A 25,157-nucleotide genomic window follows, 5' to 3' on the forward strand; every position below is an offset into this window, starting at 1 on the left:
GATTGCATAGGCTGCTCCTCCGAATCGTGGGAGCCTCAAACGGCGCCCCATCCTTGGCACTCTCGTGCCCATGGAGGAGCCGTCCACAGCATCAAAAACGGACTTACGGCAGCCACGTGCCCGCCGGCGGGGGAATGGCGAGCGCTTCAAACGTAAAAGCCTTGGCAGGCGATTAGCCCATCTCTTCGCGATCAGCGCAGTGCTCGTCCTTCTTCCAAGAACCTGGCTGTTTCCTGACCCAACTATTTCACCCATAGTTTGAGCGGAACCGGCTGCCGATCAGGGCAAATCATCGTGCCTGTGTAGTAGTCTGACAGCCTTCCGGTGTAGGTGCATTCGACGCCAGAAAACGAAAATGTCGCGTTCAATCGCGATGCTAAGACTGACATCCGCAGGCGCATTTCGCCGATCCTCTCCTCCGGACCATCCTGAGTGCACAACCCGACGTGCTTCATCGTCAATGGTCCGGAGTACTCCTTTATGACTTGGCCGGAGGCCGCTTCCGTGACGGTGGCTGTCAACTCCCATTCGCCGAGGTGACCGGAATATCCGACAACCTCGAGCGATTGAGCGTTTCCCGCACTCGCAACAACGCCCAGAACGATCGCCAGCAATATTGATTTCACGTGTGCTCCCATGCCTCTCGTGCCCGTTTCTCAGCGCTTCATCAGAAATGCCCGCGCCTCGGCAACTTCCGTTCGGGTGCTATCAGCTGCATCAGCGATCGCTATGACCTTTTTATAGTATTGCTGAGCCTTGTTGGATTCGCCGGACTTTTCCGCCGCCTTGGCTGCGCCTACGTAAGCGCCGAGCCGGTTTGGCTCCTTCCGCAGCGTTGCTTCAAATGCCCCAAGCGCTTCATTTGCCTTGCCGCTCTCAAGCAGCATTTCTCCATAGAGTTCGCGCGCCGGTTTAGGCACTCCCGGCGTCACTGGATGCTTCTCCGTTTTGTCCTCGGCAGCGGCGGCGGCGCTCATGGCATTCAGCGCAGCGTCACGATTGTCTTCGGCGAAAAGCTGCCAAGCCGTCGCAACCTGCCGCTCAATTTCGACCTGTTCGGCCCAATAGGTGTCCTTGGCGGCACGTAGCTTGTCGCGCAGTTCGGCGAGTTTGGCGATGTGGGCCTTCGCGACTTCTGGCTCGCCTGCACGGGCCGCGCCCAGCGCCCGCACGAAATAGGTTACCGCCTGCACGTGAGGCAGCAGGCTGGGACGAACCTCAAGCGCCGCAGCAGCCTTCCAATCGCCGCGCTCCACTGCATAGCGTGCCGGCGAGGCGGCCAGCGCGTATGGCCCGGCGATAAAAGTCTCGGTGAAGCCTGTGACCCCCTTCATCTCGTCGACAACGGCTGCTGCGTTCTCGTCCTGCCCGAGTTGCAAATAGGCGTAGACGAGGTAATCCATTGCGTGCAGCTGATCGTGGCCCTCTTTGTCCGCTCTCGCCACACGCGACGATTCGGTGTTGGAAGCAATCGACTCCCTCCAGTATCCGACGCGGGTAAAGATGTGGGACGGCATATGTTGGGCGTGGGCTGCCGCTGGTGCAACCTTGGCGTAGCGTCGCGCAGCCTCGAGCCCTTTTTCGGCAATTGGCGGATAATCGTAAAGATGAATCAAGTAGTGCGCCACGCCGGGATGTTGGGGCTGCCGTATTGCGATCGGCTCAAGGATTGCCGCACCCTTGAGCTGGTTAGTGTAGGTTTTGTCGGCCGGCGACGCCGAGGTGTTGAGGGCCAGCGCATAGTAGATCTGCGCTTCGTCATCGTTTTGATACCGCTGCGCAAGTTGCTCCATGGCCTTGGCGTAAGCCAGCATGCGCGTGCGATGATCGACCTTGTCGTAGTCGGCGTACATGGCACTAAGCGCATCGAGGTAGTCGCGTTCGCGCTGGGTCTTGGCGCCGATGAGCTTTCCTTTTGCGATCGCCTCAGCACCCTCGGCGAGGTTTTTCGCGGGGGTGGGAACGTGGGGATTCCACAAGAGGCTGAGGGCAATGCCCCAGTATGCGATGCCGCACTCCGGATCGGCCTTCAGAGCATCTCCGAACGCGTGCTGCGACGCGCGGTACCAGAACGAGTGCTGGTACAGCATCCCGCGATCGAAAAGCTTCTGCGCCTCCGGCTTGCACGATGTTTCGAAATGCACCGTACCGAGCTGATCGCCGTCCGATTCTGCTAACGAAGGTTGTGCAAACGAAAGGCCCAACACAACCGTAGCCGCGATAGCGAATGGCGTCTTGATCATGACCTGCCTCCACGCGAGAACTAACTTTGCGAGGCGCGCATTCTAAGCCTGTTCACACAGGCCGACCATGCAATTCCGTTCGGAGAAGAGCCAGAGATGGACGTGGCCGTGTGGCACGTCAGCTGTCCTGACATTGGACCTGCGCTTAGCTCGTCGACAAAGCGCAGAACACGTCGCGCCAGCTGGCGCAGTCAAACTGCGATGCGTCACGCCAGCTTTGGGTCATTGCGGGCGTCGGCTCAAGCAGTGCGGATGGTCAGCTACGGGGCATGAGCGGACTTGGTATAGCCTGCAAGCGGTGGCAGGGCCTGCCGAAAACGGATTTATTGGCTTGCCGCCGCAGCGGCAGTCGCCACATATTTCGTGTAGAATTCGGCGACCCGGCCGCGCCACATACCGACGAACGCCTCTGAAGTCACGTTGTCCACCGATTTCCAAGTACGCTTGAACGCTGGAAGTGCATTGCCCCAGATAGCGCGTTTGCACCACCTTCCGCCCTTCTCCTTGCCTTCGCTGGTGGCGCACATGGATTTCCAAGCGATGCGAGCGGGCTGGCTGATGTGCTCAGCGGCGCCTTCCCAGCCCTGCTGATGGATCAGGTAAAGATCGCTCAAATCCGGCTTCCGGTGCGTGATCCACTCGAACAGGATGCCTTCCGTAATGACCTTATAGGCGGCCGCAACGGCGTTATCCCTCGGACTGCGAATCTGCCCGAAGCCGAACTTCCCGAACTCATATTGGCTCAGCTGAAACAGGCCGATATACGACCCGGTGCGTTGATTGGGATTGAAACCGGATTCGATCTTGGCAACCGCCATCATGAAATTGAAATCGAGACCAAACGCGTCGGAAGCGCGCTTGATCTCTTCGGCCGGCGTTCCGACTGGGATGTCCTTGAACGAACGCAAGACGATCTCCGCCGGTTTCTCGGCGGACGGCAGTTCAGACCAGACGTAGTAGACCAGATAACGGAAATCCGGCGTCGACGCCGCTTTCGGAGTATCGTTGGACGCATCGCGTCCTGCCGGCAGCGGTTTGACGATATCCTGCCCCAACGACGCCAATTTGGTCGTGACGGGTTCATCGACGATCTCGGCTCCGGTGCTCAACGGCCCGGAACCTGCTGACGTCACCGAGCCCAGCTTGGCTCCTTCTGCCCGAAGCGCTATCGCAAGTCTGGCCGATGCCTCGGCGTACAAGGCGGGCGTCACCATGTTCGCAGGAGCCGCCATGTTCTCGGGAGCCGCTATGTTCGCTGCAGCGCCCAGTATGACATTCGGCCCCGTCCCGGCCGGCCTGTTACCGGCGGCTAGATAAAGTCCCACGGATGCGACCGCAGCCGCGATGCAGCTCGTCTGCCAAACCTTCATTGCCCGAAGTCCACGGATGGCTTCTGTACAAAGGCTGTTCGCATGTTCCTGCGGTCTGTGGTGAGTCCTCCTTCGTAAAATCTTAAGGTTTAAATGTGGTGAATGAGAGCAGACCTTCTGCCTCGTCACTCATCCTTGGCGGGAGACGCTGTGGGTCGGCTATGGGCCAGAAGCGTCGCTCAGCGGGCATCACCGTGAAAGTCAGGCTACGCGCCAATAGGCGACAATTGGATGAGAGAAATCCACCAACTGCGGGCGGGCCTCCGTTGAACCTGATCAACCAGCACGTTTTGAGGCACCGGAACCCCGGATTCCGGCAGATGCCCGTGATTGGGCTGCTCAACTTTCCTCCCGCCAGTGATGGCCGGTCGGGTCGAACTCGCGGGCGCGGTGGCCGTTGCTTGGCCGCGATAGCAGTAGCGAGTAGGAGAACCCGTGAACCGACGCCAGTTTGTTCGAGGGTCGGCGTTGCTGCCGGCATTGTTGCTCGCTTCGCGGAGCGGTTTCGCTGCTGCTGGCCCGCCGGAGGGCGCGTTCGGTCCTTCCACCGTGAGGGACCTCGCCCGTATGCTGGGGCGCAAACCGTACGAGGCGCCAGACGAGAAGCTGCCAGGCGGGTTGAAGAACCTCGACTGCGATCAGTACCGTTCGATCCGCTTCCAGCCCGAGCGCGCCCTTTGGCGCGGCAAGAATCTTCCGTTCGAGGCGCAGCTCTTCCATCGCTGCTTCTTCTACAAGAACAGGGTGAGCATCTTCGAGGTCGCGGACGGAAAGGCTACCGACCTCAAGTACCGCAAGGCGGACTTTTCCTTCGGCGAGAAGTTCCCGCCGTTCGAGGACAGCGATCTCGGGTGCGCGGGCTTCCGCATCCATGCGCCGATGAACCGTCCCGACTATTACGAGTCTGCGTCTTCCTGGGCGCGACCTACTTCCGCGCTGTCGCCAAAGGGCAGACATACGGCCTTTCCGCCCGGGGACTGTCGATCGATACGGGCGAAGCAAAGGGCGAGGAATTTCCGCTCTTCAAGGCCGTCTGGCTCGAGCGGCCGGCTTCGGGTGCAACTTCGATGGTGATCCACGCTCTTCTCGACAGCAAGAGCTGCGAGGCAAGCTACCGCTTCACTGTGCGGCCGGGCGAAACCACGGTGTTCGACGTCGAAATGTCAGTCTATCCGCGGGTCGAAATGCAGCGGGCCGGTCTCGCGCCGATGACCAGCACGTTCTTCTACGGTCCGAACGACGCAACGATATCGACGACTTCCGCCCGTCGGTCCACGATTCCGACGGCCTCGCGATCTTCAACGGGAAGGGAGAAAGCCTCTGGCGGCCGCTCAACAATCCCCGCGATCTCCAGATCAGCACGTTTCAGGATCTAAATCCCCGCGGGTTCGGGCTGATGCAGCGGGAGCGAAACTTCTTCGCCTATCAGGACATCGAATCCAGCTTCGAAAAACGCCCCAGTCTCTGGATGGAGCCGATCGGCGATTGGGGCGAGGGCGGGGTCGTTCTGTTCGAGATCCCGACGAAGGAAGAGGTTCACGACAACATCGCCGCACTCTGGCGCCCGAAGAATCCGCTACAGGCCAAGGGCGAACACAACTACACCTATCGACTGCACTGGGGACCTGATAGCCCGAAGCCGCATTCGCTGGCCCGCTTCACGCGAAGCGGAATAGGGGCGAGGGGCGAAGACGCCCGCCTCTTCGTCCTCGATCTGTTCGGCGACAACCTGAAGGGCGTCGATCCTGCCGGCGTCAAAGGGGTCGTGACGGCGGAAAAGTCCGAGGTGAAGAATATCGTCACGCAGCCCAATCCCTACACCGGCGGTTGGCGGCTGAGCTTCCAGTGCCAGGTGAAGGGAGAGCCGATCGAGCTGCGGGCATTTCTGACAGAGGGCGACAAACCCTTGTCGGAAGTCTGGTCTACCGATGGGCTCCCTGAACACAGCGCTCCAGCCGGTCGCCGGCGATAACGCGCCTTCGCGGCAGAGGCGGAGCTGCCTGCGATCGCGAGCCGCACTGCCATGCTGCTTCCCACCTACAACGAAGATCCTTCCACACCGAGGTGCGGTTGACACCCGAGCGCTTGGTGGGACCGGCGAACTTATGCGCGGTGCGCGCCTGGGTCTCGGCGCTCGCGGCCCACTGGATGAACAGCCAGGTCGCTTTCCGCTTCTTCTCCGGCAGCGCGGAATTGATCGGAAAGCCCCAGTTCCAGATCGACGTGGTGCGCTTGCCCGAGGGCCCCTTGGGCCAGCGGGCATAGGCGACCTTGCCGATCACCTTGGACTTCTCAGGATTGTTGATGACCGAAGCCGACGAATGCGCGTCGATGTAGCTGGCGACGGTGCCTTGCGAGAAGGCGTCGGCGACATCCGGCCAATTCCAGTTGGCGGCTGCCGTCGGCGCGTACTTCTTCATGATGTCGACGTACCAGGCGAGCGCCGCCTCGGCCTCGGGGCCATTGACAGTGAGCTTGCCGCCCTTCATCCAGTCGCCGCCGAACTCGCGGAAGATCGACGGATAGATGTACATGTTCTGGCCGGCACCGGCGACGCCGCGCAGCGCAGCCCCCCAGACGCGATCGTTCGGCGTGTTCAACGCCGCGGCATTGGACATGTAGGCTTCTAGTGTGTCGGCCGGCTTCAGGCCTTTCGCGTCGTAGAGGTCCTTGCGATAGACCTGAATGGTGACTTCACCGTCATAGGGCATGCCGTAGAGCTTGCCGTCGATGCCGTTGGCGCTGCGCCAGGCCGGAATGATGTCGTCGAGCTTGAACCAGGCCGGATCGGTCAGCGATTTGTCTGCGAGGTAAGTGTCGAGCGGCTCGACCCATTTGTTCGCGGCATAGAGCGCGTAATACATGGGATCGGCAGCGTGGGTTGCGTAGGTGCCCGTCTTCGAGGTCAGGTCGATGACGCTCTTCTGCCGGATCTGCGCCGGCGGGATCTTCTCGAAGCGGACGTCGATGCCGGTGAGCGCCTTGAACTGCGGCGCCAGTGCAATGAGGTTTTCGAAATAGCTCGCCGGGATCACGGCGACCGTGATGGTCTCGCCGGAAACCTGCTGCCAGCGCGAAGCGGGGAACGACCGCGGACCTCGCCTCCGGGAGGCGCGATCAAGCCGAGCAGCGATCAGATGCAGTGTCGGCTAGATGTCGCCGAGGAGCTCGAAATCTGCGCGAGCGTCGCCGGCCGTATGGATCTGGCCGCTATATCGTTGTGCGCTCAGCTCGAACGCTGCCGGCAATCGGTCGTCGATAACGAGATGGTGGCACTCGTCGAGGTGGCCGCCGCGAACCGTCGCATTGCGCCCGAATTTGGTGATGTCGGCCACGAGCACGGACGTTCGTGAATTGGCGGCGATGGATTGGCGTGCCTTGACTTCATCGACATGGAAGTCGAGCAGCGAGCCGTCCGCATCGACGCCGCCGACGCCGAAGATTCCGAAGTCGGCGCGAAATCCAGAGAAGAAATGCACGGCGGCCTCGCCGATGATGTCGCGGTCGAGCGGCCGCAGCGTGCCGCCGGCGATGGTGATCTCCACGTCCGGATTGTGCGAGAAGGCTGCGGCCACGTTCAGGCTGTTGGTGATCACCCGCAGATCCCGTCGGCGGGAAAGTGCCTGCGCGACATATTCGGGAGTCGTGCCGAGCCCGATCATCAGCGACGTCCCGTCGGGAATGAGTTTGGCGGTCGCAAGCGCGATCCGCCGCTTGGCTTCGGCGTTCAGCCTGTGCCTGCTGCTGTAGGCGAGGTTCTGATTCTGGACGGGGAGGCTGACCCCACCATGCACGCGCCGAAGCAATCCCTGGTCGCAGAGCGCATTCACAAGGCGGCGGATAGTCTGCTGGGTCACTTCGAAACGCGCCGCAAGCTGCTCGATGGAAGCGAAGCCTTGCTCGCGCACGATCTCCAGTATGTGGACCTGACGTGTCCTGGCGCTCCTGGCCATGAGCCCTCCGTTCGCGACAAAAATATCATTTGAAGGGGCAAGAGGCAATTTTCTGTTTCATATGGTGTCACACTATGTTCATATGAACATAATAGCTGCTACGCCGATGAATGAGCGTGGCTCGAGGGAGGACGCATGTACTGGTCTTTGACTGGCACTGTGCTGCTCCGTTGGAGCGAGCCGCCATCAGCGTAGCCGCATCATGCTGCGAGCGAACCGGCCATGTCGGCGATTACGCTGAATCATGTCTCCAAGTCGTGGGGCGCGATGCGCGCCGTCGATGACATCAGTCTGACGGCGGACGAGGGCTCGCTGCTGGTGCTGCTGGGGCCGTCCGGCTGCGGCAAGTCAACCACGTTGCGGCTGATCGCCGGGCTCGAGGAGGCCGATGCCGGCATGATCGCCATCGGCGGCGTCGACGTGACTCGCCTGTCGCCGGCGGACCGGAAGATCTCCATGGTCTTCCAGTCCTATGCGCTGTTCCCGCATTTGAGCGTAGCCGAAAACATCATCTTCGGCCTGCGCGTGCGGCGGGTGTCGCGCGCCGAACGCGACGTCCGGCTTCGTCGCGTCGCCGACATCGTTGGTCTTGCGCACCTGCTCGATCGCAAGCCGTCGCAATTGTCGGGAGGGCAGCGCCAGCGCGTCGCGCTGGGACGCGCCATCATCGCTGAGGCGCGGGTCTGTCTCATGGACGAGCCGCTGTCCAACCTCGACGCAAAGCTGCGGCACGAGATGCGAACGGAAATCCGCGCGTTGCAGCAGCGTCTCGGTATGACGATGGTCTACGTCACCCACGATCAGACCGAAGCGATGACGATGGCGGACCGCGTCGTCCTGATGCGCGATGGCCGCGTCGAGCAGAACGGCTCCCCGGAAGAACTCTATAACCGGCCGGCGACGGCGTTCACCGCGCGGTTTATCGGTACCCCGCCGATGAATCTGGTGCGTCAGGGCAATCATCTCATCGGCGTTCGGCCGGAGCACATCCGCATCGTGCCCGGTGGCGATCATGCCGCGCGGGTCAAGGCCGTCGAGCATCTCGGAGCCGACAGCATCGTGCTGTGCGACATCGACGGTCAGCCGATCTCGGTGCGGCTCGACGGCTTCAGCAAGGTTCAGCCCGGCGAGGATGTCCGGCTGGCCTGGGAGGCCGGTCACGAGCATCGATTCGATCCGGCTACGGAATGCCGATTGGAGACTTCAGCCAGGGAGGGCCGGCTGGCGACCTCCGCTGGATAGCAGCGGTGGCGCTCGGCGGATTACAGAGGGAGAGAGAGATGTTTGCGCGACGAACGATGTTGATGGCAGCCGCACTTGCCGTGCTCTCGATGCGTCCCGCCGCTGCGGTGGATCTGACGATGTACTATCCGGTCGCGGTCGGAGGTCCCGTCACCAAGATCATCGATGACATGGTTTCGCGCTTCGAGAAGGACAATCCGGATATCAACGTGACGGCGGTCTATGCTGGCAACTACACGGACACGATGACCAAGGCGATGACCGCCATGAAGGGCGGGCAGCCGCCGCAACTGTCGGTGTTGCTGTCGACCGACGTATTCACGCTGATGGACGAGAATGCCGTCGTGTCGTTTGACGACCTCGTCAGCGACAAGGCCTGGTTCAAGGAGTTCTATCCCGCGTTCATGGCCAACGGCCAGGTGGACGGCAAGACCTGGAGCATCCCGTTCCAACGTTCGACCATCGTGCTGTACTGGAACAAGGACGCCTTCAAGGAAGCCGGCCTCGATCCCGAGAAGGCACCAGCGTCCTGGGACGAAATGGTCGAGATGTCGAAGAAGCTGGTCAGGAAGGACGGCGCCAACACGACGCGTTGGGGCGTCGAGATCCCGACGACCGGCTACGGCTACTGGATGCTGCAGGCGCTCGCCATTGAGAACGGCCAGAAGATGATGAACGAGGCCGGCACCGAGGTGTATCTCACCGCGCCGAAGACGGTCGGCGCTCTCGACTACTGGGTCGACCTGTCGCGCAAGCACAACGTCATGCCGACCGGCAGCATCGACTGGGCGACGCTCCGCACCGACTTCCTCGAAGGCAAGACGGCGATGATGTGGCACACGACGGGCAACCTCACGGCGGTCAAGGACGCCGCGAAATTCCAGTTCGGCGTGGCCATGCTGCCGGCCAAGGAGCGGCGGGGATCGCCGACCGGCGGCGGCAGCTTCTACATCTTCAAGAGCGCTTCGGCCGAGCAGCAGAAGGCCGCCGTCAAGTTCATCCAGTGGATGACGGCGCCCGAGCGTGCGGCGGAATGGAGCATGAAGACCGGCTACGTCGCGGTGTCGCCGGCCGCCTACAAGACCAAGGCGATGGAAGACTACGCCAAGGGCTTTCCGCAGGCGACCGTCGCGCGCGATCAGCTCGAGCATGCCGTGCCGGAGCTCTCCGTCCACGAGAACGGTCGCATCTACAAGTTCGTGAACGATGCCGTGCAGGCTGCGGTCACGGGCTCGCAGAAGCCGCAGGAAGCGCTGGCCGCAGCGCAGGCGCAATCCGACCGCGTGCTGCGCGCCGCCAAGTAAGCGCAAAGTAAGGGACATGGCGGGGTGGCGGTTCGCCGCCATTCCGCCGACTCTAGAATGACCGACTTCGCCGCCTCATCGCCAATCTCCGAACGCCGCGCCCGGTCGCAGGCGTGGTGGAATGCCGTGAATGCGTGGCTGCTGCTGTTGCCGGCGGCGGTGCTGCTGGTTGCGTTCACGCATTGGCCTATCCTGGCGACGATCCGGCATTCGCTGTTCATCACCAAGCGGAACGGCACCGAGGTCTTCGTCGGGGCGGACAGCTACCGGGCCATGGCGGCCGATCCGATCTTCTGGAAGGCGCTGGTCAACAATTTCTGGTTCGCGCTCGGCACGATCCCGACGTCGATCGCGCTCGCGCTGATCATGGCCGTTTGGGTCAATCGCAACATGCGCGGCCGCGGCTTTCTGCGGCTGGCGTACTTCACGCCGACCGTGCTGCCGATGATCGCCGTCGCCAACATCTGGCTGTTCTTCTACACGCCGGATTACGGCGCGCTCGATCAGCTGCGCGGGCTGTTCGGCCTCGGCGGCCGGAACTGGCTCGGCGATCCCTCGACGGTGATGGGCTGCCTGATCGTTATGGTGATCTGGAAGGAAGCCGGCTTCTTCATGATCTTCTATCTGGCGGCGCTGCAGCAGCTCTCGCCGGACCTCGATGAGGCCGCCTCCATCGAGGGCGCGAGCCGATGGTACACGTTCCGCCGGATCACTTTTCCGCTGCTGATGCCGACCACGCTGTTCGTGGCCATCAATGCGGTCATCAACTCGTTCAAGCTGGTGGACCATCTGGTCATCATGACCAAGGGCGGTCCCAACAACGCCAGCACGCTACTGCTCTATTACATCTATGAGGTCGCCTTCACGTTCCAGGATTCTTCCTACGCGGCAACGTTGACGGTTGTGCTTCTCATGCTCCTGAGCGCGATTGCGCTGATCAAGTTCGGCTATCTCGATCGCAGGATCCACTACCAATGAGAGGCCGGACACACCCCGTCGAAGCCGTCGCAGCATGGCTCCTGGCTTTGATTTGGCTCGCCCCGCTGGCCTATGCCTTCTGGAGCGCGCTGCATCCGGCTGCCTACGCCACCTCGTTCAGCCTGTCCGCGCCCTGGACGCTGGAGAATTTCACGCGGGCCTGGAAGCAGGCGCCGTTCGCCCGGTACTATCTCAACACGGTCGTGCTGGTGACGTTGGTCCTTGTTGGCCAACTCATCCTGTCGACGCTGGCTGCGTATGCCTTTGCGCGCTTCAGGTTCAAAGGCAGCGGCATGGCGTTCGCCCTCGTGCTGCTCCAGCTGATGATCATGCCCGACGTCCTCATCGTCGAGAACTATCGCGCGATTGCCAAGCTGGGCTTGCTCGATACGATCCCTGCCATCGCGCTGCCTTACATGGCGAGCGCCTTTGGCATCTTTCTGCTGCGGCAGACCTTCAAGAGCGTGCCTCAGGAGCTGGTCGAGGCCGCGCGGGTCGAGGGAGCAGGCCCACTCGTGATCCTTTGGCGGGTCTATGTGCCGTTGGCACGCCCCACCTACGTCGCCTTCGGCCTCGTCTCCGTCAGCTATCACTGGAACAACTTCCTGTGGCCGCTGATCGTCACGAATTCGGTGGAAGCGCGTCCGCTCACGGTGGGTCTTGCCGTGTTCGGCGCGCCTGAAACTGGTGTGGACTGGTCGGTGATCACGGCGGCGACCGTGATGACGATGGCGCCCCTGCTGGTCGCATTCCTGTTGTTTCAGCGCCAGTTCGTTCAGTCATTCATGCGCGCGGGTATCCGGTGATGCGGCTTCTCACCTGGAACATACAGTGCGGCAAGGGGTGCGACGGCGTCACCGATCTGTCCAGGATCGTTGCCGTCGCCAGGCAGACGCTCGATGCCGACGTGTTCTGCTTCCAGGAAGTGAGCGCCAATTTCTCGAGATTTGGCGATGGCGCGGATCAGAGCGCCCAGCTCGTGGCCTTGCTGCCCGGCTACTCCGCGATATTCCGGCCGGCGATCGAGACGATGGATCGCGCGGGCAGCCTCCATTGCTTCGGCAACATGACGCTGTCGCGATTGCCGGTGTTGCAGATCGCCAATCACCTCTTGCCGTTTCCGGGCGCGGGTGGGGTGCGCAGCATGCGCCGTCACGCCCTGGAGGTGACAGTTCAAGCCTCGTTTGGCGCGATCCGCATCGTTAACACGCATCTCGAGTTTCATTCGGCCGATCAGCGTCACGCGCAGATCACGCGGCTGCTCGATCTGCAGCAGGACGCATCGGGGAGTCCCAAGCAGGCCAGCTCCGGGCACGATGAGCCATATGGAAGCCAGACCGTCGCTGCGTCGAGCCTGATGTGCGGCGATTTCAATTTCGACGTGGCCGATCCCCAGCACACCCTGATCGACCGCTCCGGGCGACGCGGTCTGAATTACCGCGATGCGTGGACCGCCAATCGTCCGGGACGCCAGCGGGCGCCAACATGCGGAATCTACGACCGCGCGCAATGGCCCGACGGGCCGGACTGTCGCGACTTTATTTTCGTGACCGAAGATCTGATCGGTCAGGTTCGCAACATCGATGTCAACGAAGCCACCAATGCTTCCGATCATCAACCTGTTGTGATCGAACTTGGGGAATAGAGAATGGCTAAGTCGTCAAAGCTTGTTGTGGCGAGGAAGGGCAGAGTGCTCCTGGTCAGACGGCGACGCGACAAGCGCTGGATGTTTCCGGGCGGCCGCAAGCGGGCCGGCGAGAGCGAGAGAAGGTGTCTCCAGCGCGAGATCACGGAGGAGCTGCCCAAGCTCAGACTGGGTGACTTGAGGCTGTGGAAGGAGGTCAACGGCAAGAATCGCCGGTCCGGCCGAAAGATGAGCGACGCGATCTTCCTGACCAAGAAGGTTACAGGTCCATTGAAGATCGGCGACAAGAGAGAGATCGACAGGGCGGCTTGGCGAAAACCGCGCGGACTGAAGCTGACCCCAACCTCGCGCTACATTCGCGACAAGCTGTTTCCGAAATAGGCGGGGGCCTGGCTGTTCGCTGTGCGGAGCAGTACAGGCAGTCTAACCAGTTGCGCGCGGGAGCACGCCCCTGGCAGTGATCTCCGCCGAGAGTTCTTCGATCGTCTTGCGCTGCTCCATCGCGGTTCTGCGGATCAGGGCAAAGGCGGCAGGTTCGGCGAGCGCATGCGAATGCATCACCTGGAGAACGGCGGCGAGCACGACGCGACGCGACCGCAGGCGCTGCTCAAGCTTGAGAATCTGCTGCTTCAATTCGCCTGTGCGTTCGTTGCGCTCGAATGCCATGACGAGCGCTGCGTAAATGCCGGCGGACCGCAGCGGCTTGATCAGGAACGATGCCGGGTCGAGCTCGAACACCAGCTTGAGGCGGCTCGGCGTTTCGGTGCCGAGCAGGGCGATGACGGGCGATCGCGCCAGGTACGCGCGTTGCGCCGGTTGCAGCAGGGGCAGGAACTCGTCGTCGATCAGCGATAGATCAGGGGCGAAGCCGACGGGCTCCGCCGGCGTCCATGCGACACCCTCGATCCCGAGACGTTCGAACTGCCGTCGCACGATGGTTGAGTCGCGCTCGTCCTTGATGGCGACGAGCGCCTTGCGTCCGCGTAGCGAAAATGAAGACGGTCTGCTCATTTCACAACCCGCAAATGCGGCGCGTTCGGCAATGCGCAGCCCGCCGAGGTGTCTTTCGACGGGCTGACGGCAACGTCGAGCTGCGTCAGGTAGGGATCAGGCTTAACAGGCGCGTCGGCTTCCCAGAAAATATCAAACTGTCCTTGCGGATTGGATACGGCAAGCCGTGGTGTAAGGACGCAATGATTGTTGCCGCCATCGATCCACACCGGTCCTTGCGGCGAATTGTAGCGATAGCCCGCCGCGGCGCGCCGCACCTCGGCAATGTCGGACGTCCCCGCGCGCTGCAACGCGCGGGCCAGCAGATAGACCGCGACATAGGCGGACTGCCCGTCCACGGAAGGACTGCTGTCCGCGCCGTAGCGCGCCTTCCAGCGTGCGACGAAGGCGCGGTTCTCCGGCAGGCGGATGCTCTCGAAATAGGCCGACGAGGTGATGCAGCCGGCCGATGCCGGACCGACGATCGCCAGTTCCGGCTCGCAGAGGCTGCAGCTCAGCATGGGTATCTCGAGGCCGGCGGCTTTGGTGCCGGCGTCAAAGGCGCGGATGAAGTCGTAACTCGAGCTTCCGACCAGCGTGTTGAACACGATCGGCGGCTTGCGGCGGACGATCTCGTCGACGATGTGACCGACGGCGCTTTCGCCGAGCTCGAGCAGCCGTTCGGCGAGGATGTGGCCATCTGCCGCGCTGACCAGCTCACGGGTGACGCGATTGGTCTCCCAGGTCCACACATAGTTGGAGCCGACACAGAAAAACTCTCGCGACAGATTGTCGAGCACGTAGCGGACCAGCGGCAACACGTTGTGATTAGGCGAGGCGCCGACATAGATCACGTTGTCCGAGCACTCGAAGCCCTCGTAGCGGGCGGGATACCAGAGCAGGCGATCGGTGCGCTCCACGATGGGGAGGACCTGCTTGCGCGAGGCCGAGGTGTAGCAGCCGATGATGTGCTCGACGCCGACATTGCGGATCAAATCGTCACAGACCGTGTGATATTCGGAGACGATGCCGCGGGGGTCGCGGATGTGGGGCGTGATCGAGAAGGCGAACTCGGTCTGCGTGTTGATCTCGTCGACCGCCATCATCGCGCTCTTGAGGATCTCGCGGCCCATTGCCTGATAGGGCCCTGACTGCGAGCAGATGATGCCAACGGGAACAGACGGCTTTGTCATTGGCGGCTTTCGATCGCGAAACGCGAAGATGAAATCATCATCGCCGATGAGAGCGCAAGGGGCTTAGAGTCGGCTTGCCGTTTTGCTGCGCAGCACTCTCGAAATTTAGGCAGGGAGTATCGTTGACAACACGATGGTCAGTTACTTAGACTTTTCTCCTACAGGGCGACCTGTCGAACCTCGCGTGCGCTGATCTGGCCGATGACGTCCAGCTCTTTGCTAACCAAGTGCTTCGTTCGATCACGGCCCCTAAGCGATAGATCATAGCCGCGGCATTTGAGCCATTCGTTACCTCATTCGGGAGGGGCGGGTGGCTTTTTTCGTTTTGCCGCCAGGACAGCTGGCGATGCGTCCGCGTCGCCAGAACGGTGACGCATGTCCGCGCGCGAGCGTGCGTGTGCGTCACATCGCGTGGGAGGATAGGAACGATGGCGGCAACAGATCTCCACTATCTCGGTCTCGTCGACGTCGGACGGAAGATCCAGGCGGAGGAGCTGTCGCCGGTCGAAGCCACCAAGGCGATGCTCGGCCGGATCGAGAAGCTCGACGGCAAGCTCAAAAGCTTCGCCTATGTCATGGCCGACTCGGCGCTCGCGGAAGCGGCCGCGGCCGAGAAGGAGATCGCTTCCGGCAAGATCAGGGGACCGCTGCACGGCGTGCCGGTCGCTGTGAAGGATCTCTGCTGGGCCAAGGGCGCGCCGGCCGCGCATGGCATGACGATCCATCGCGACTTTCGCCCGACCGAGGACGCCACGGTGGTTGCGCGGCTGAAGGAGGCCGGCGCGATCATCCTCGGCAAGCTGCAGCAGACCGAGGGCGCCTATGCCGATCATCATCCGAAGATCGACCCGCCGAAGAATCCGTGGAACGCGGATCTCTGGCCCGGCGCATCGTCGAGCGGCTCGGGCGTGGCGACCGCGGCCGGCCTCTGCTTCGGCTCGCTCGGCACCGATACCGGCGGGTCGATCCGCTTTCCGTCCGCGGCCAATGGTGTCACCGGGCTCAAGCCGACCTGGGGACGGGTCAGCCGCTACGGCGCGTTCGAGCTGGCACCGACGCTGGATCACATCGGCCCGATGGCGCGGAGCGCGGTCGATTGCGGCGCGATGCTTCGCGTGATCGCCGGGCAAGATCCCAAGGATACGACGGCGGTTCCGCTGTCGGTACCCGATTATCTCGCCGGCCTGACCGGCGATCTGCGCGGCGTGACCATCGGCCTCGACCGGCGCTGGACCAGCGAAGGCACCGACGGCGATGCCGGCAAGGTGCTGGCCGAGGGGTTGCGGGTCGCGGCCGATCTCGGTGCGAAGATCAAGGAAGTTGCCTTTCCCGATCCCAAAGCGATCATCGACGACTGGTTCCCGCTCTGCGGCATCGAAGTCGCGGTCGCGCATGAGGAGACCTATCCAGCGCGCAAGGACGAGTACGGCCCGGCGTTGACCGGCCTGCTCGATCTCGGCCGGCAACAGTCCGGCATGGATTACCAGAAGATCGCGCTCCGACGCGAAGCGTTTCGCGGCGCCGTGCGTGTGCTGTTCGAGACGGTCGATCTCCTCGCGATCCCGGCCCAGGCGTTCGCCGCGCCGACGCTTGCCAAGATGGCAGCGCTCGGTGAGGACGCCTCGCTGATCGGAGGCCTGCTCCGCTTTACATGCCCGTTCGACATGACGGGAAGCCCGACCGTGACGTTGCCCGGCGGCTTCGCGGCGAACGGCGGCCCGATTGGCTTCCAGTTCGTCGGCCGTCATTTCGATGAGGCCGGTCTCGTTCGCGCGGGCGATGCGTTCCAGCGCGTCACCGACTGGCACAAGCGTCATCCCGCGATCTGAGTCGAGGAGCCGATCTCATGTCTGAAGACTGGTTGAAGACATCCATCATGGCCAAGCGCGCCGTCGCCAAGGGCGCGACCGGCACGACACATAGCCTGACCATCGAGCAGCAGGGGGACTTCCACTACGTCTATGGTCCCTATGCCAAGCCGACCCTGTCGATCGACCCCGGCGGGGTCGTCGTCGTCGAGACCGAAGATGCGTTCGGCGGCGTGTTGACCAAGGACACCGACAGTCCCACCGCCAAGTTGAACTTTCCCTATCTCAACCCGCAATGCGGGCCGATCGCGGTGAAGGGCGCCAAGAAGGGCGATTGCCTCGCGATCTATATTCGCGACGTCGAGACACGGGGCGAGCAGCCGGCCGGCACGACCTGCATCATTCCGGAGTTCGGTGGGCTGGTCGGGACCGGGTCGACGGCACTGCTCAATCCGCCGCTGCCGGAGCGCGTAAAGAAGCTGCATGTCGACAGGAGCGGCGTGCGCTGGAACGACAAGCTCACGCTGCCCTACGAGCCCTTCATCGGCACCATCGGCGTCTCGCCGGAGATCGAGGCGATCTCGTCGCTGCAGCCGGACTATCACGGCGGCAACATGGATTTGCCCGATGTTGCGCCCGGCGCGATCATCTATTTCCCGGTGCATACCGACGGCGGGATGCTCTACGTCGGCGACTGCCACGCAACGCAGGGCGACGGCGAACTCTCCGGCGTTGCGCTCGAGCAGCGTGCGACTGTCACGCTCCAGGTCGATTTGATCAAGAATTGGAGCTTCGCCTGGCCGCGGCTCGAGACCAAGGACTTCATCATGACGATCGGCAGCGCGCGTCCGCTCGAGGACGCCGCGCGCATCGCCTATCGCGAACTGGTGCGGTGGATGGCGGCCGATTACGGCTTCGACGAGATCGACGCCTACATGCTGCTCAGCCAGGCCGGCCGCATGCGCCTCGGCAACATGGTCGACCCCAAATACACGATGGGGGCGTCCATCTTGAAGAATTACCTCAAGCCATGACACCCAGCCGCTTTCCATAGAGGGGACATCACGATGAATTCGGGACACAAGCTACGGATGGTTTTGCTCGGCGCCATGTTCGGAACCGCGGCGTCGATGAGTATTGCCAACGCCGCGGAGCCGCCGCTGAAGGTGGGCCTGCTCGAAGACGTGTCCGGCGATCTTGCCTTCATGGGCATGCCGAAGCTGCACGGCTCGCAGCTCGCCGTCGAGGAGATCAACAAGAGCGGCGGCATTCTGGGCCGGCAGATCGAGCTGATCCACCTCGATCCCCAGGGCGATAACGCACGCTACCAGGAATTCGGCCGGCGCCTGCTCAATCGCGACAAGGTGGACGTACTGATCGGCGGCATCACTTCGGCCTCGCGCGAGGCGCTGCGTCCGATCGTCGATCGCACCACGACGCCGTATTTCTACACCAACCAGTACGAAGGCGGCGTCTGCGATGCCAGCATGATCAGCATGGGCGCGGTGCCCGAGCAGCAATTCTCGACGCTGATCCCCTGGATGGTCGAGAAGTTCGGCAAGAAGGTCTATGTCATCGCGGCCGACTACAATTTCGGCCAGATCTCGGCGGAGTGGAACCGCAAGATCATGAAGGAACTCGGCGGCGAGGTCGTCGGCGAGGAGTTCATCCCGCTCGGCGTGTCGCAGTTCGCGCAGACCATCCAGAACATCCAGAAGGCCAAGCCCGACTGGCTGCTGACGATCAATGTCGGCGCTGCCCAAGATTCGTTCTTCGAGCAGGCGGCGGCGGCCAACCTCAATTTGCCGATGGGCTCGTCGATCAAGGTCATGCTCGGCTTCGAGCACAAGCGGTTCAAGCCGCCGGCCCTCAACAACATGCACGCGACTGCGAACTGGTTCGAGGAGATCGATACGCCCGAGGCCACCGAGTTCAAGAAGCGCTGGCACGCCAAGTTCCCTGACGAGCTTTACATCAACGACATGGGGTACAACGCCTATAACGCGCTCTACATGTACAAGGCGCTGGTCGAGAAGGCGAAATCGATCAAGCTCGAGGACATGCGGAAAGTGATCGCGACCGGCGATGCCTGCATCGACGCGCCCGAGGGCAAGGTCTGCATCGACCCGAAGAGCCAGCACACCTCTCACCGCATGCGCCTGATATCGGTCGGGCCGAAGCACGAGGTGAAGGTCGAGAAGGACTACGGCACGATCCAGCCTTACTGGCTTGGCGAGATCGGGTGCGATCTCACCAAGAAGAACGACAAGGATCAGTACACGCCGAGCCATCTCCCCAAGAAGTCCTGAGGCGGGCACGGATCTTGCTCGTGTTTGATGTCACGTTTCTGAACAAGACCGGCGCCGCAACGACGCGGCGTCGGGATCGGCAAGGGGACCAAGATGTCGGCTGAAGTGTTCTCGCTGTTCTACCAGTTCGCCGACGTCTTCGCGTTCCTCATTCTCTCGGCCGCAGGCCTCGCCATCGTGTTTGGCATGATGGGTGTCATCAACATGGCGCATGGCGAATTCATAATGTGCGGCGCCTATGTGACCGTCGGCTTGGTGAATCTCGGCGTGCCGCTCGCGATTGCCCAGATGCTGGCCGCGGTGACGGCCGGGCTCATCGGTGTCCTCGTTGAATTCCTCGTCGTGCGGCGGTTCTACAAGCGCCCCCTGGATTCGCTGCTCGCGACCTGGGGACTTAGCCTGATCGTGACGCAGTCGATGCTCCTGATCGTCGGTTCCGCCGTGCGCGGCATCGGGACGCCCGAGGGGAGCTTTGCGATCGGCGGCTATACGTTCTCGACCTACCGCCTGGTGCTGTTCGGTTGCGCCGTGGCGGTGCTGGCCGGCCTCTACACCATCTTCATGAAGACGCGCTTTGGCGTGATCGCGCGAGCGACGATGCAAAATGCGGCAATGGCCAAGGCGCTGGGTGCACGCACCGGCCGCATCTATGCGATCAGCTTCGGGATCGGAACCGGCCTTGCCGGGCTTTGCGGCGCGCTCTACGCGCCGACCATGACGCTGATCCCGACCATGGGCGCGACCTTCGTGGTCGAGAGTTTTGTCACCGTCGTGATCGGCGGAGCCAACGTGCTGCTCGGAACGGCGCCGGCCGCCGTGTTCCTGGCGATGATCCGGATGGCGTTGAACGCGAGCTACGGCCAGATCATCGGACAGATCGGCATGCTGGTCGCCGTCATCCTGATCATCCGCGTCTTGCCCGAGGGACTCTCCAGCGTGCTGGTTCGCCGTGGACGCTAAAGGGGAATCTGTGATGTTCAAGCTGCTCGAAGGTCCACAGACGCTCGGACGCGGCAAGATGTTCTGGTCGTGCTTCCTGGTCGTGCTCGCGGGCGCGCTGGCCTATCCGCTGTTCGCCGATTCCTACGATGTCGGCAATTTCGCCTACTTCCTGATCTGGATCTTCATGGCGCTCGGCCTCTGCCTGATGTGGGGCTATGGCGGCATGCTGTCCTTCGGCCAGACACTTTTCTTCGGTATTGCCGGTTACAGCTACGGCGTGCTCGCGATCAACATGGGCGGCGGCACCGCGACGATCGCCGCGCTCGTTCTCTCTGTCGTCCTGGCAATGATCGCGGCCGGCATCCTCGGCTATTTCATGATCTGGGGCGGCATCAACGGCATCTTCTTTGGCATCGTGACGTTGTCCGCGACGTTGGTGCTGGCTTTCTTCCTCGGCCAGACGGCCGGGCCGGAATGGCATATCGGGCCGGCGCGGCTGAACGGCTTCAACGGCATGAAGGGCATGGACCCGCTGACCGTCGGCGACTTCTATATCGAGGGCTCGGCGCTCTATTACGTCATGATCGCCCTAATCGTGATCGTCTATCTCGCGCTGCGGATGCTGGTGAATTCCGGCATCGGCAACGTCATCGTGGCGACGCGCGAGAATCCGCAGCGTGCCGAGATGCTGGGTTACGACGTCCGCAAATATCAGCTGCTGACCTTCGTGATCGGAAGCGGTCTCGCAGGCCTCAGCGGCGCGCTGTACACGTCCTGGGGACAGTTCATCACGCCGTCCAGCATCGGCTTGCCGGCCGCCGCGATGCCCATCGTGTGGGTGGCGTTCTCCGGGCGCAGCGATCTGACCGCGACCTTGGTCGGGTCGTTCCTGCTGCTGTTCGGCTTTCAGACCATCACGGTCTACAGCCAGCAGGCGGCGCTGGTGCTGATGGGCGCGCTGCTGCTCGCGACCGTGATGCTGGCGCCGCAAGGCTTCGTGCTCGGCATCGGCAAGCTCGCCGCCGACTGGTGGCAGGGGCGCCGGCGACGCAGCGACGTGGTGGCTGAGGCCGGCCGCTTGCAACCGGAAGAGTCCTGATCATGGCGCTGGTCGAAGTCAAAGGCGTCTCGAAGCGCTTCGGCGGATTGACGGCCGTCTCCGGCGTCGACCTGACGGTCAATGCCGGGGAGATCCACTGCCTGATCGGCCCCAACGGTGCCGGCAAGAGCACACTGTTCAAGCTGATCGCCGGCCTCTATCCGCCGACCGAGGGCAGTATCCTGTTCGACACCGTCGATATCACGGCCGAGCGGCCCTACGCGCGCGTGCAGCGGGGCATGAGCATCAAGATGCAGGCCCCGAGCGTGTTCAAGGAATTGCCTGTCCGGCAGAACATCCAGACCGCGCTGCAGGAGCGATTGTCCGGCTCGGAACGCATCGCTGAGGAAGATCGCCTGCTGACGCTGCTCAATCTCGCGGCGGACGGCGACAAGCTCGCGGGCGCGCTGTCGCATGGCCAGCAGCAATGGCTCGAGATCGGGATGGCGCTGGCGTTGAAGCCGCAGCTCCTGCTGCTGGACGAGCCGACCGCGGGCATGTCGCCCGAGGAAACCTTCAGGACCGGCGAACTGATCAGGTCGTTCAATGCCGAGGGCATGACGGTGCTCGTGGTCGAGCACGACATGGCCTTCGTCCGCCAGGTCGCCCGGCGCGTCACGGTGCTGCATCTCGGCAGGATTTTTGCGCGCGGCACGCTCGAAAGCATCCTGCAGGACGAGAAGGTCGCGGAAATCTATCTGGGTAAGACCCATGCTCACTAAACCGTCGTCCTCTGAGCCGATCATCGACGTTGCCGAGTTATGGGCGGGATATGGCGCGACGCCGATCCTGCAGGGCGTCACCATGTCGGTCTCGCGCGGCGAGATCGTCGGCGTGATCGGCCGCAACGGCGTCGGCAAGTCGACCCTGATGCGCTGCCTGATCGGCCTGCTGCAAACTTGGCGCGGGACGATCAGCTTCATGGGGCAGGACGTCACGGCGCTGGAGGCCGACGCACGGGCAAGGGCTGGCTTCGGCTACATCCCGCAAGGGCGCGACGTCTTTCCGCAAATGACCGTCGAGGAGAATCTTCAGGTAGGCGAACTGATCGGCGGTCCTGGCGGCAAGAAGCTGCCGGAGCTGATCTACGAATATTTCCCGCGGCTGAAGGAGCGCCGGCGGCAGGCCGCAGGCACCATGTCGGGCGGCGAGCAACAGCAGCTCGCCATCGGCCGCGCGCTGATCGGCAATCCGTCCCTGATGATCTTGGACGAGCCGTCCGAGGGCATCCAGCCTTCGATCGTGCAGCACATTTGCGAGGCGCTGCGATCGTTCCGGAACGAGCTCGGAACCACCATCATCTTCGTCGAGCAGAACCTCGACACGATCCTGGCGATCGCCGAGCGCTGCTACATCATGGAGAAGGGCAAGATTACGCGGTCGCTCGCTGGCGGCGAGGTCAGTGAGGACAACGTGCGCGAACAGCTTCTGCTCTGATGGGCCTCGGGCGTGCTTTCAAGTCGTCAATAGGGAGGGAATGAACATGGATCTCGGACTCAAGGGAGCAAAGGTTCTCGTCACCGGCAGCACCAAGGGCATCGGCAGGGCGATCGCCGACACCTTCGCGGCGGAAGGGGCCAATGTCGGAATCTGCGCGCGCAACCAGGCGGACGTCGACGGCGCCGTCACCGCGATCAAGGCGAAGGGCGTCGCCGCGTTCGGCAGTTCGGTCGACGTCTCCAATGGTCCGGCGCTCAAGGCCTGGGTGGAGGATATGGCCTCCAAGCTCGGCGGCATCGACATCGTCGTCGCCAATGTCAGCGCCCTGTCGATCGGGCAGGACGAGGAGAGCTGGGAGAAGGAGTTCTCCACCGACATGATGGGCACGGTGCGGCTGGTCAATGCCGCGATGCCTTATCTGGAGAAGAGCAAGGCCGCTGCGATCGTCACGATCTCCAGCGTGTCGGGCCGCGAGGTCGATTTCGCCAGCGGTCCCTACGGCACGTTCAAGGCGGCGATCATCCACTACACGCAAGGGCTCGCCTTCCACCTGGCCGGCAAGGGCATCCGCGCCAACTCAATGTCGCCCGGCAACACCTATTTCGAGGGCGGTGTCTGGAACCAGATCAAGGACGGCAATCCCGAGCTGTACAAGACCGCGCTGGCGCTGAACCCGACCGGCCGCGTGGGCACGCCGCAGGAAATGGCGAATGGCGCGGTGTTCCTTGCCAGCAAGGCGGCGAGCTTCATCACCGGGACCAATCTCGTGGTCGATGGGGCGCTCACGCGCGGGGTGCAGTTCTAGGCGCATCCGGAGCCGCGCCGCTACGAGACCGGGCCGTCGCGGCGCCGGTGAGCGAAGCCGTTTCGACAACAACAGGGCTGTCAGATGTCAGCAGATCCAATTCACTACAAGTCGATCACAGAGCTCTCCGAGCTGTTCCGCCGTGGTGAGCTGCTGCCCTCGAAGGTCACCGAGGCCATGCTGAGCCGGATCGCCAAGCTCGATGGCAAATTCCATGGCTATGCGCTTCTCCTCGCTGAGCGCGCCATGACGCGGGCGAAGCGCTGCGACGCCGAGCTGGCCAGGGGCATCTGGCGCGGACCGCTGCACGGCGTGCCGATCGGGCTGAAGGACCTCTGCTACACGACTTTTGCGCCGACGGCCGGTGGCACCACGATCCACGCGAAGTTCATTCCGTCCTTCAACGCCACGATAGTGGATCGGCTGGAGCAGGCCGGCGCCGTCACGCTCGGCAAGTTGAAGATGACCGAGGGGGCCTACACCAGCCATCACCCGAACGATCAGGCACCGCTCAATCCCTGGGGCGTCGATTACTGGGTGGGCTCGTCCTCGAGCGGATCGGGCGTGGCGACGTCGGCGGGGCTCTGCTTCGGCTCGATCGGCAGCGACACCGGCGGCTCAATCCGGTTTCCGTCGGCCACTTGCGGGCTGACCGGGATCAAGCCGACTTGGGGACGCGTCAGCCGCCACGGCGTCTTTCCTTTGGCCGACTCGCTCGACCATGTCGGGCCGATGTGCCGGAGCGCGGCCGATGCGGCCGCGATGCTCGGCGTCATCGCCGGCGCAGATGTCAACGATCCCACCGCGCTGCAGGCGCCGGTGCCGAACTATCTCGCAGGGATCGTCGACGGTGTCCGGGGGTTGCGGATTGGCGTCGACCGCAGCTACACCCAGGACGGAGTCGATCCGCAGGTGGTCGCCGCGTTGCTGGAAGCCGAGCGGACGCTCGCGGCGCTCGGGGCCGATATCCGCGATGTCAAATTCCCGGCCTACGAGAAGCTCGTGAGCATGTGGATTCCGATGTGTTCGATCGAGACCGCGGAGGCGCATCTCGAAACCTATCCCGCGCGGAAGTCGGAATACGGCCCGGACCTGGCGCAGCTGATCGAGCAGGGCAGGTCGGTGAGCGGCGTCGAGATCGCGCAGATCCATCACGAGCGGCTGAAATTCTGCGGCAGCCTGACCGCCCTGTTCGGCGATATCGACCTGCTGTTGATCCCCACCATGCCCGTGCCGATCCCGACGCTGACCAGGATGGGCGAGTACGGCGCCGATCCCAACGTGCTGCTCAGCATCCTGCGCTTCACGGCAGTGTTCGACTTCTCGGGCAGCCCGACCATCACGCTGCCGAATGGCGTGGCGTCGGACGGCCTGCCACTCAGCATGCAGCTCGTCGGCCCGCATCTGTCGGAGGATGTGCTCGCGCGCGCCGGGCATGCCTTCCAGTCGGCGACGGACTGGCATACCCGGCGCGCTCTGATCGATTGAGCCAGTGTCGGCTCGGCTCGTGGACTGGACCACCGCTTTCCTGATCACTGGCGGTATGTGAAGTATACTGTGGCAGTACAAGCGGTGGCGAGTTGCTCTACCTTTGTAAGACAATTCAGTTGATTGATCCCGATAGGTAAAAAAATTCGAGTATTACGAACGGCGCAAATTATCCTGTGAATCCAAGATCGAAAAATTGCGACGAATAGCTCTCACTTTTCCTTGACGTTCTCACCCGCTTCCAAAGTAGAGCTTTGCCGATAAGGGTAATGATCGATCGAAGATGGTTGCGTTGGTTTACAATGCCTGGCCCCACCTGAAGCTCGCCCATGATGGACTGGGCTGACC

23 protein-coding genes and 1 pseudogene are annotated in these 25,157 nt (G+C 62.7%); 17 read left to right on the plus strand and 7 right to left on the minus strand.

Features of this window, described 5'->3' with window-relative positions; genetic code table 11:
- Positions 1 to 242: 242 nt before the first annotated feature.
- The 3 genes from GGD65_RS35775 to GGD65_RS35785 form a co-directional block, all read right to left on the minus strand.
- Complete coding sequence (locus tag GGD65_RS35775; RefSeq protein ID WP_157644419.1) at positions 243 to 626, minus strand: hypothetical protein; 384 nt, start codon at positions 624 to 626, stop codon at positions 243 to 245.
- Between the two features lie 30 nt (positions 627 to 656).
- On the minus strand, positions 657 to 2,243 hold the full coding sequence (locus GGD65_RS35780; RefSeq protein ID WP_018321026.1) for a lipopolysaccharide assembly protein LapB: 1,587 nt from the start codon (positions 2,241 to 2,243) through the stop codon (positions 657 to 659).
- 323 nt (positions 2,244 to 2,566) lie between these two features.
- Positions 2,567 to 3,613: a transglycosylase SLT domain-containing protein gene (locus GGD65_RS35785; RefSeq protein ID WP_026202471.1), complete on the minus strand. Its 1,047-nt coding sequence runs from the start codon at positions 3,611 to 3,613 to the stop codon at positions 2,567 to 2,569.
- A 435-nt stretch (positions 3,614 to 4,048) separates the two neighbouring features.
- On the opposite strand from GGD65_RS35785, the pseudogene GGD65_RS35790 reads away from it, so the two are divergent.
- Positions 4,049 to 5,554, plus strand: a pseudogene (locus GGD65_RS35790) (glucan biosynthesis protein G).
- On the opposite strand, the gene GGD65_RS35795 reads toward GGD65_RS35790, so the two are convergent.
- On the minus strand, positions 5,536 to 6,648 hold the full coding sequence (locus GGD65_RS35795) for a sugar ABC transporter substrate-binding protein (protein WP_018321023.1): 1,113 nt from the start codon (positions 6,646 to 6,648) through the stop codon (positions 5,536 to 5,538). The pseudogene GGD65_RS35790 and the gene GGD65_RS35795 sit on opposite strands and share 19 nt — an antisense overlap.
- 114 nt (positions 6,649 to 6,762) lie before the next feature.
- Positions 6,763 to 7,497: a DeoR/GlpR family DNA-binding transcription regulator gene (locus GGD65_RS35800; protein WP_245283312.1), complete on the minus strand. Its 735-nt coding sequence runs from the start codon at positions 7,495 to 7,497 to the stop codon at positions 6,763 to 6,765.
- Here GGD65_RS35800 and GGD65_RS41050 point away from each other — a divergent pair.
- The 7 genes from GGD65_RS41050 to GGD65_RS35830 all read left to right on the plus strand — a co-directional run bounded on the left by GGD65_RS41050 (position 7,402) and on the right by GGD65_RS35830 (position 13,116).
- Positions 7,402 to 7,599 carry a hypothetical protein gene (locus GGD65_RS41050; RefSeq protein ID WP_245283313.1) on the plus strand — a complete coding sequence of 66 codons (198 nt, stop codon included), beginning with the start codon at positions 7,402 to 7,404 and terminating at the stop codon, positions 7,597 to 7,599. The two genes, GGD65_RS35800 and GGD65_RS41050, sit on opposite strands and share 96 nt — an antisense overlap.
- Before the next feature lie 189 nt (positions 7,600 to 7,788).
- Positions 7,789 to 8,808: an ABC transporter ATP-binding protein gene (locus GGD65_RS35805; RefSeq protein WP_183238264.1), complete on the plus strand. Its 1,020-nt coding sequence runs from the start codon at positions 7,789 to 7,791 to the stop codon at positions 8,806 to 8,808.
- A gap of 56 nt (positions 8,809 to 8,864) precedes the next feature.
- On the plus strand, positions 8,865 to 10,112 hold the full coding sequence (locus GGD65_RS35810; protein ID WP_183238316.1) for an ABC transporter substrate-binding protein: 1,248 nt from the start codon (positions 8,865 to 8,867) through the stop codon (positions 10,110 to 10,112).
- A 57-nt stretch (positions 10,113 to 10,169) separates the two neighbouring features.
- Positions 10,170 to 11,090 carry a carbohydrate ABC transporter permease gene (locus GGD65_RS35815; RefSeq protein WP_018321019.1) on the plus strand — a complete coding sequence of 307 codons (921 nt, stop codon included), beginning with the start codon at positions 10,170 to 10,172 and terminating at the stop codon, positions 11,088 to 11,090.
- The gene (locus GGD65_RS35820) at positions 11,087 to 11,896 is read left to right on the plus strand and encodes a carbohydrate ABC transporter permease (RefSeq protein WP_183238265.1); all 810 of its coding nucleotides are present in this window, start codon (positions 11,087 to 11,089) and stop codon (positions 11,894 to 11,896) included. Before GGD65_RS35815 ends, GGD65_RS35820 begins: the two co-directional genes overlap by 4 nt.
- A complete protein-coding gene (locus GGD65_RS35825) occupies positions 11,896 to 12,735 on the plus strand; it encodes an endonuclease/exonuclease/phosphatase family protein (RefSeq protein ID WP_183238266.1) in 840 nt (279 codons plus the stop codon). The genes GGD65_RS35820 and GGD65_RS35825 overlap by 1 nt, the downstream gene beginning before the upstream one ends.
- A gap of 3 nt (positions 12,736 to 12,738) precedes the next feature.
- Entirely contained in the window at positions 12,739 to 13,116 is a 378-nt protein-coding gene (locus GGD65_RS35830; RefSeq protein WP_183238268.1) for an NUDIX hydrolase, read from the plus strand.
- A 42-nt stretch (positions 13,117 to 13,158) separates the two neighbouring features.
- On the opposite strand, the gene GGD65_RS35835 is transcribed toward GGD65_RS35830, so the two are convergent.
- Both GGD65_RS35835 and GGD65_RS35840 read right to left on the minus strand, forming a co-directional pair.
- Positions 13,159 to 13,746 (minus strand): ANTAR domain-containing response regulator, encoded by a 588-nt coding sequence (locus GGD65_RS35835; RefSeq protein WP_018321015.1) that lies wholly within the window; start codon positions 13,744 to 13,746, stop codon positions 13,159 to 13,161.
- On the minus strand, positions 13,743 to 14,918 hold the full coding sequence (locus tag GGD65_RS35840; RefSeq protein ID WP_018321014.1) for a transporter substrate-binding domain-containing protein: 1,176 nt from the start codon (positions 14,916 to 14,918) through the stop codon (positions 13,743 to 13,745). Before GGD65_RS35840 ends, GGD65_RS35835 begins: the two co-directional genes overlap by 4 nt.
- 428 nt (positions 14,919 to 15,346) lie before the next feature.
- Between GGD65_RS35840 and GGD65_RS35845 the strand changes: the two genes are divergently transcribed.
- The 9 genes from GGD65_RS35845 to GGD65_RS35885 all read left to right on the plus strand — a co-directional run bounded on the left by GGD65_RS35845 (position 15,347) and on the right by GGD65_RS35885 (position 24,809).
- Positions 15,347 to 16,747 carry an amidase gene (locus GGD65_RS35845; protein ID WP_183232640.1) on the plus strand — a complete coding sequence of 467 codons (1,401 nt, stop codon included), beginning with the start codon at positions 15,347 to 15,349 and terminating at the stop codon, positions 16,745 to 16,747.
- Positions 16,748 to 16,764: 17 nt separating this feature from the next.
- Positions 16,765 to 17,760 (plus strand): acetamidase/formamidase family protein, encoded by a 996-nt coding sequence (locus tag GGD65_RS35850; protein ID WP_018321012.1) that lies wholly within the window; start codon positions 16,765 to 16,767, stop codon positions 17,758 to 17,760.
- 33 nt (positions 17,761 to 17,793) lie between these two features.
- Complete coding sequence (locus GGD65_RS35855) at positions 17,794 to 19,035, plus strand: urea ABC transporter substrate-binding protein (RefSeq protein WP_026202469.1); 1,242 nt, start codon at positions 17,794 to 17,796, stop codon at positions 19,033 to 19,035.
- 93 nt (positions 19,036 to 19,128) lie between these two features.
- Positions 19,129 to 19,995, plus strand: a complete 867-nt coding sequence (locus tag GGD65_RS35860; protein ID WP_018321010.1) for an ABC transporter permease subunit — start codon at positions 19,129 to 19,131, stop codon at positions 19,993 to 19,995.
- Positions 19,996 to 20,008: 13 nt separating this feature from the next.
- Entirely contained in the window at positions 20,009 to 21,076 is a 1,068-nt protein-coding gene (locus GGD65_RS35865) for a branched-chain amino acid ABC transporter permease (RefSeq protein WP_183232641.1), read from the plus strand.
- 2 nt (positions 21,077 to 21,078) lie between these two features.
- Positions 21,079 to 21,798, plus strand: a complete 720-nt coding sequence (locus GGD65_RS35870; RefSeq protein ID WP_179737427.1) for an ABC transporter ATP-binding protein — start codon at positions 21,079 to 21,081, stop codon at positions 21,796 to 21,798.
- On the plus strand, positions 21,788 to 22,513 hold the full coding sequence (locus tag GGD65_RS35875; RefSeq protein ID WP_179737429.1) for an ABC transporter ATP-binding protein: 726 nt from the start codon (positions 21,788 to 21,790) through the stop codon (positions 22,511 to 22,513). The genes GGD65_RS35870 and GGD65_RS35875 overlap by 11 nt, the downstream gene beginning before the upstream one ends.
- 46 nt (positions 22,514 to 22,559) lie before the next feature.
- On the plus strand, positions 22,560 to 23,321 hold the full coding sequence (locus GGD65_RS35880; RefSeq protein WP_183238269.1) for an SDR family NAD(P)-dependent oxidoreductase: 762 nt from the start codon (positions 22,560 to 22,562) through the stop codon (positions 23,319 to 23,321).
- An 84-nt stretch (positions 23,322 to 23,405) separates the two neighbouring features.
- Positions 23,406 to 24,809, plus strand: a complete 1,404-nt coding sequence (locus GGD65_RS35885; RefSeq protein ID WP_179737433.1) for an amidase — start codon at positions 23,406 to 23,408, stop codon at positions 24,807 to 24,809.
- The last annotated feature ends 348 nt before the right edge of the window (positions 24,810 to 25,157 follow it).

Origin of the sequence: Bradyrhizobium sp. CIR18 (genome assembly GCF_014198295.1) — a bacterium.
In the GTDB taxonomy this organism is placed as follows: Bacteria; Pseudomonadota; Alphaproteobacteria; order Rhizobiales; family Xanthobacteraceae; genus Bradyrhizobium.

Coding starts and splice junctions, on each gene's coding strand:
- GGD65_RS35810 (WP_183238316.1), top strand. CDS start 8,865: ATGTTGATGGCAGCCGCACTTGCCGTGCTCTCGATGCGTCCCGCCGCT.
- GGD65_RS35780 (WP_018321026.1), bottom strand. CDS start 2,243: ATGATCAAGACGCCATTCGCTATCGCGGCTACGGTTGTGTTGGGCCTT.
- GGD65_RS35850 (WP_018321012.1), top strand. CDS start 16,765: ATGTCTGAAGACTGGTTGAAGACATCCATCATGGCCAAGCGCGCCGTC.
- GGD65_RS35825 (WP_183238266.1), top strand. CDS start 11,896: ATGCGGCTTCTCACCTGGAACATACAGTGCGGCAAGGGGTGCGACGGC.
- GGD65_RS35865 (WP_183232641.1), top strand. CDS start 20,009: ATGTTCAAGCTGCTCGAAGGTCCACAGACGCTCGGACGCGGCAAGATG.
- GGD65_RS35815 (WP_018321019.1), top strand. CDS start 10,170: ATGACCGACTTCGCCGCCTCATCGCCAATCTCCGAACGCCGCGCCCGG.
- GGD65_RS35805 (WP_183238264.1), top strand. CDS start 7,789: ATGTCGGCGATTACGCTGAATCATGTCTCCAAGTCGTGGGGCGCGATG.
- GGD65_RS35855 (WP_026202469.1), top strand. CDS start 17,794: ATGAATTCGGGACACAAGCTACGGATGGTTTTGCTCGGCGCCATGTTC.
- GGD65_RS35845 (WP_183232640.1), top strand. CDS start 15,347: ATGGCGGCAACAGATCTCCACTATCTCGGTCTCGTCGACGTCGGACGG.
- GGD65_RS41050 (WP_245283313.1), top strand. CDS start 7,402: ATGCACGCGCCGAAGCAATCCCTGGTCGCAGAGCGCATTCACAAGGCG.
- GGD65_RS35880 (WP_183238269.1), top strand. CDS start 22,560: ATGGATCTCGGACTCAAGGGAGCAAAGGTTCTCGTCACCGGCAGCACC.
- GGD65_RS35830 (WP_183238268.1), top strand. CDS start 12,739: ATGGCTAAGTCGTCAAAGCTTGTTGTGGCGAGGAAGGGCAGAGTGCTC.
- GGD65_RS35885 (WP_179737433.1), top strand. CDS start 23,406: ATGTCAGCAGATCCAATTCACTACAAGTCGATCACAGAGCTCTCCGAG.
- GGD65_RS35870 (WP_179737427.1), top strand. CDS start 21,079: ATGGCGCTGGTCGAAGTCAAAGGCGTCTCGAAGCGCTTCGGCGGATTG.
- GGD65_RS35860 (WP_018321010.1), top strand. CDS start 19,129: ATGTCGGCTGAAGTGTTCTCGCTGTTCTACCAGTTCGCCGACGTCTTC.
- GGD65_RS35835 (WP_018321015.1), bottom strand. CDS start 13,746: ATGAGCAGACCGTCTTCATTTTCGCTACGCGGACGCAAGGCGCTCGTC.
- GGD65_RS35785 (WP_026202471.1), bottom strand. CDS start 3,613: ATGAAGGTTTGGCAGACGAGCTGCATCGCGGCTGCGGTCGCATCCGTG.
- GGD65_RS35840 (WP_018321014.1), bottom strand. CDS start 14,918: ATGACAAAGCCGTCTGTTCCCGTTGGCATCATCTGCTCGCAGTCAGGG.
- GGD65_RS35820 (WP_183238265.1), top strand. CDS start 11,087: ATGAGAGGCCGGACACACCCCGTCGAAGCCGTCGCAGCATGGCTCCTG.
- GGD65_RS35875 (WP_179737429.1), top strand. CDS start 21,788: ATGCTCACTAAACCGTCGTCCTCTGAGCCGATCATCGACGTTGCCGAG.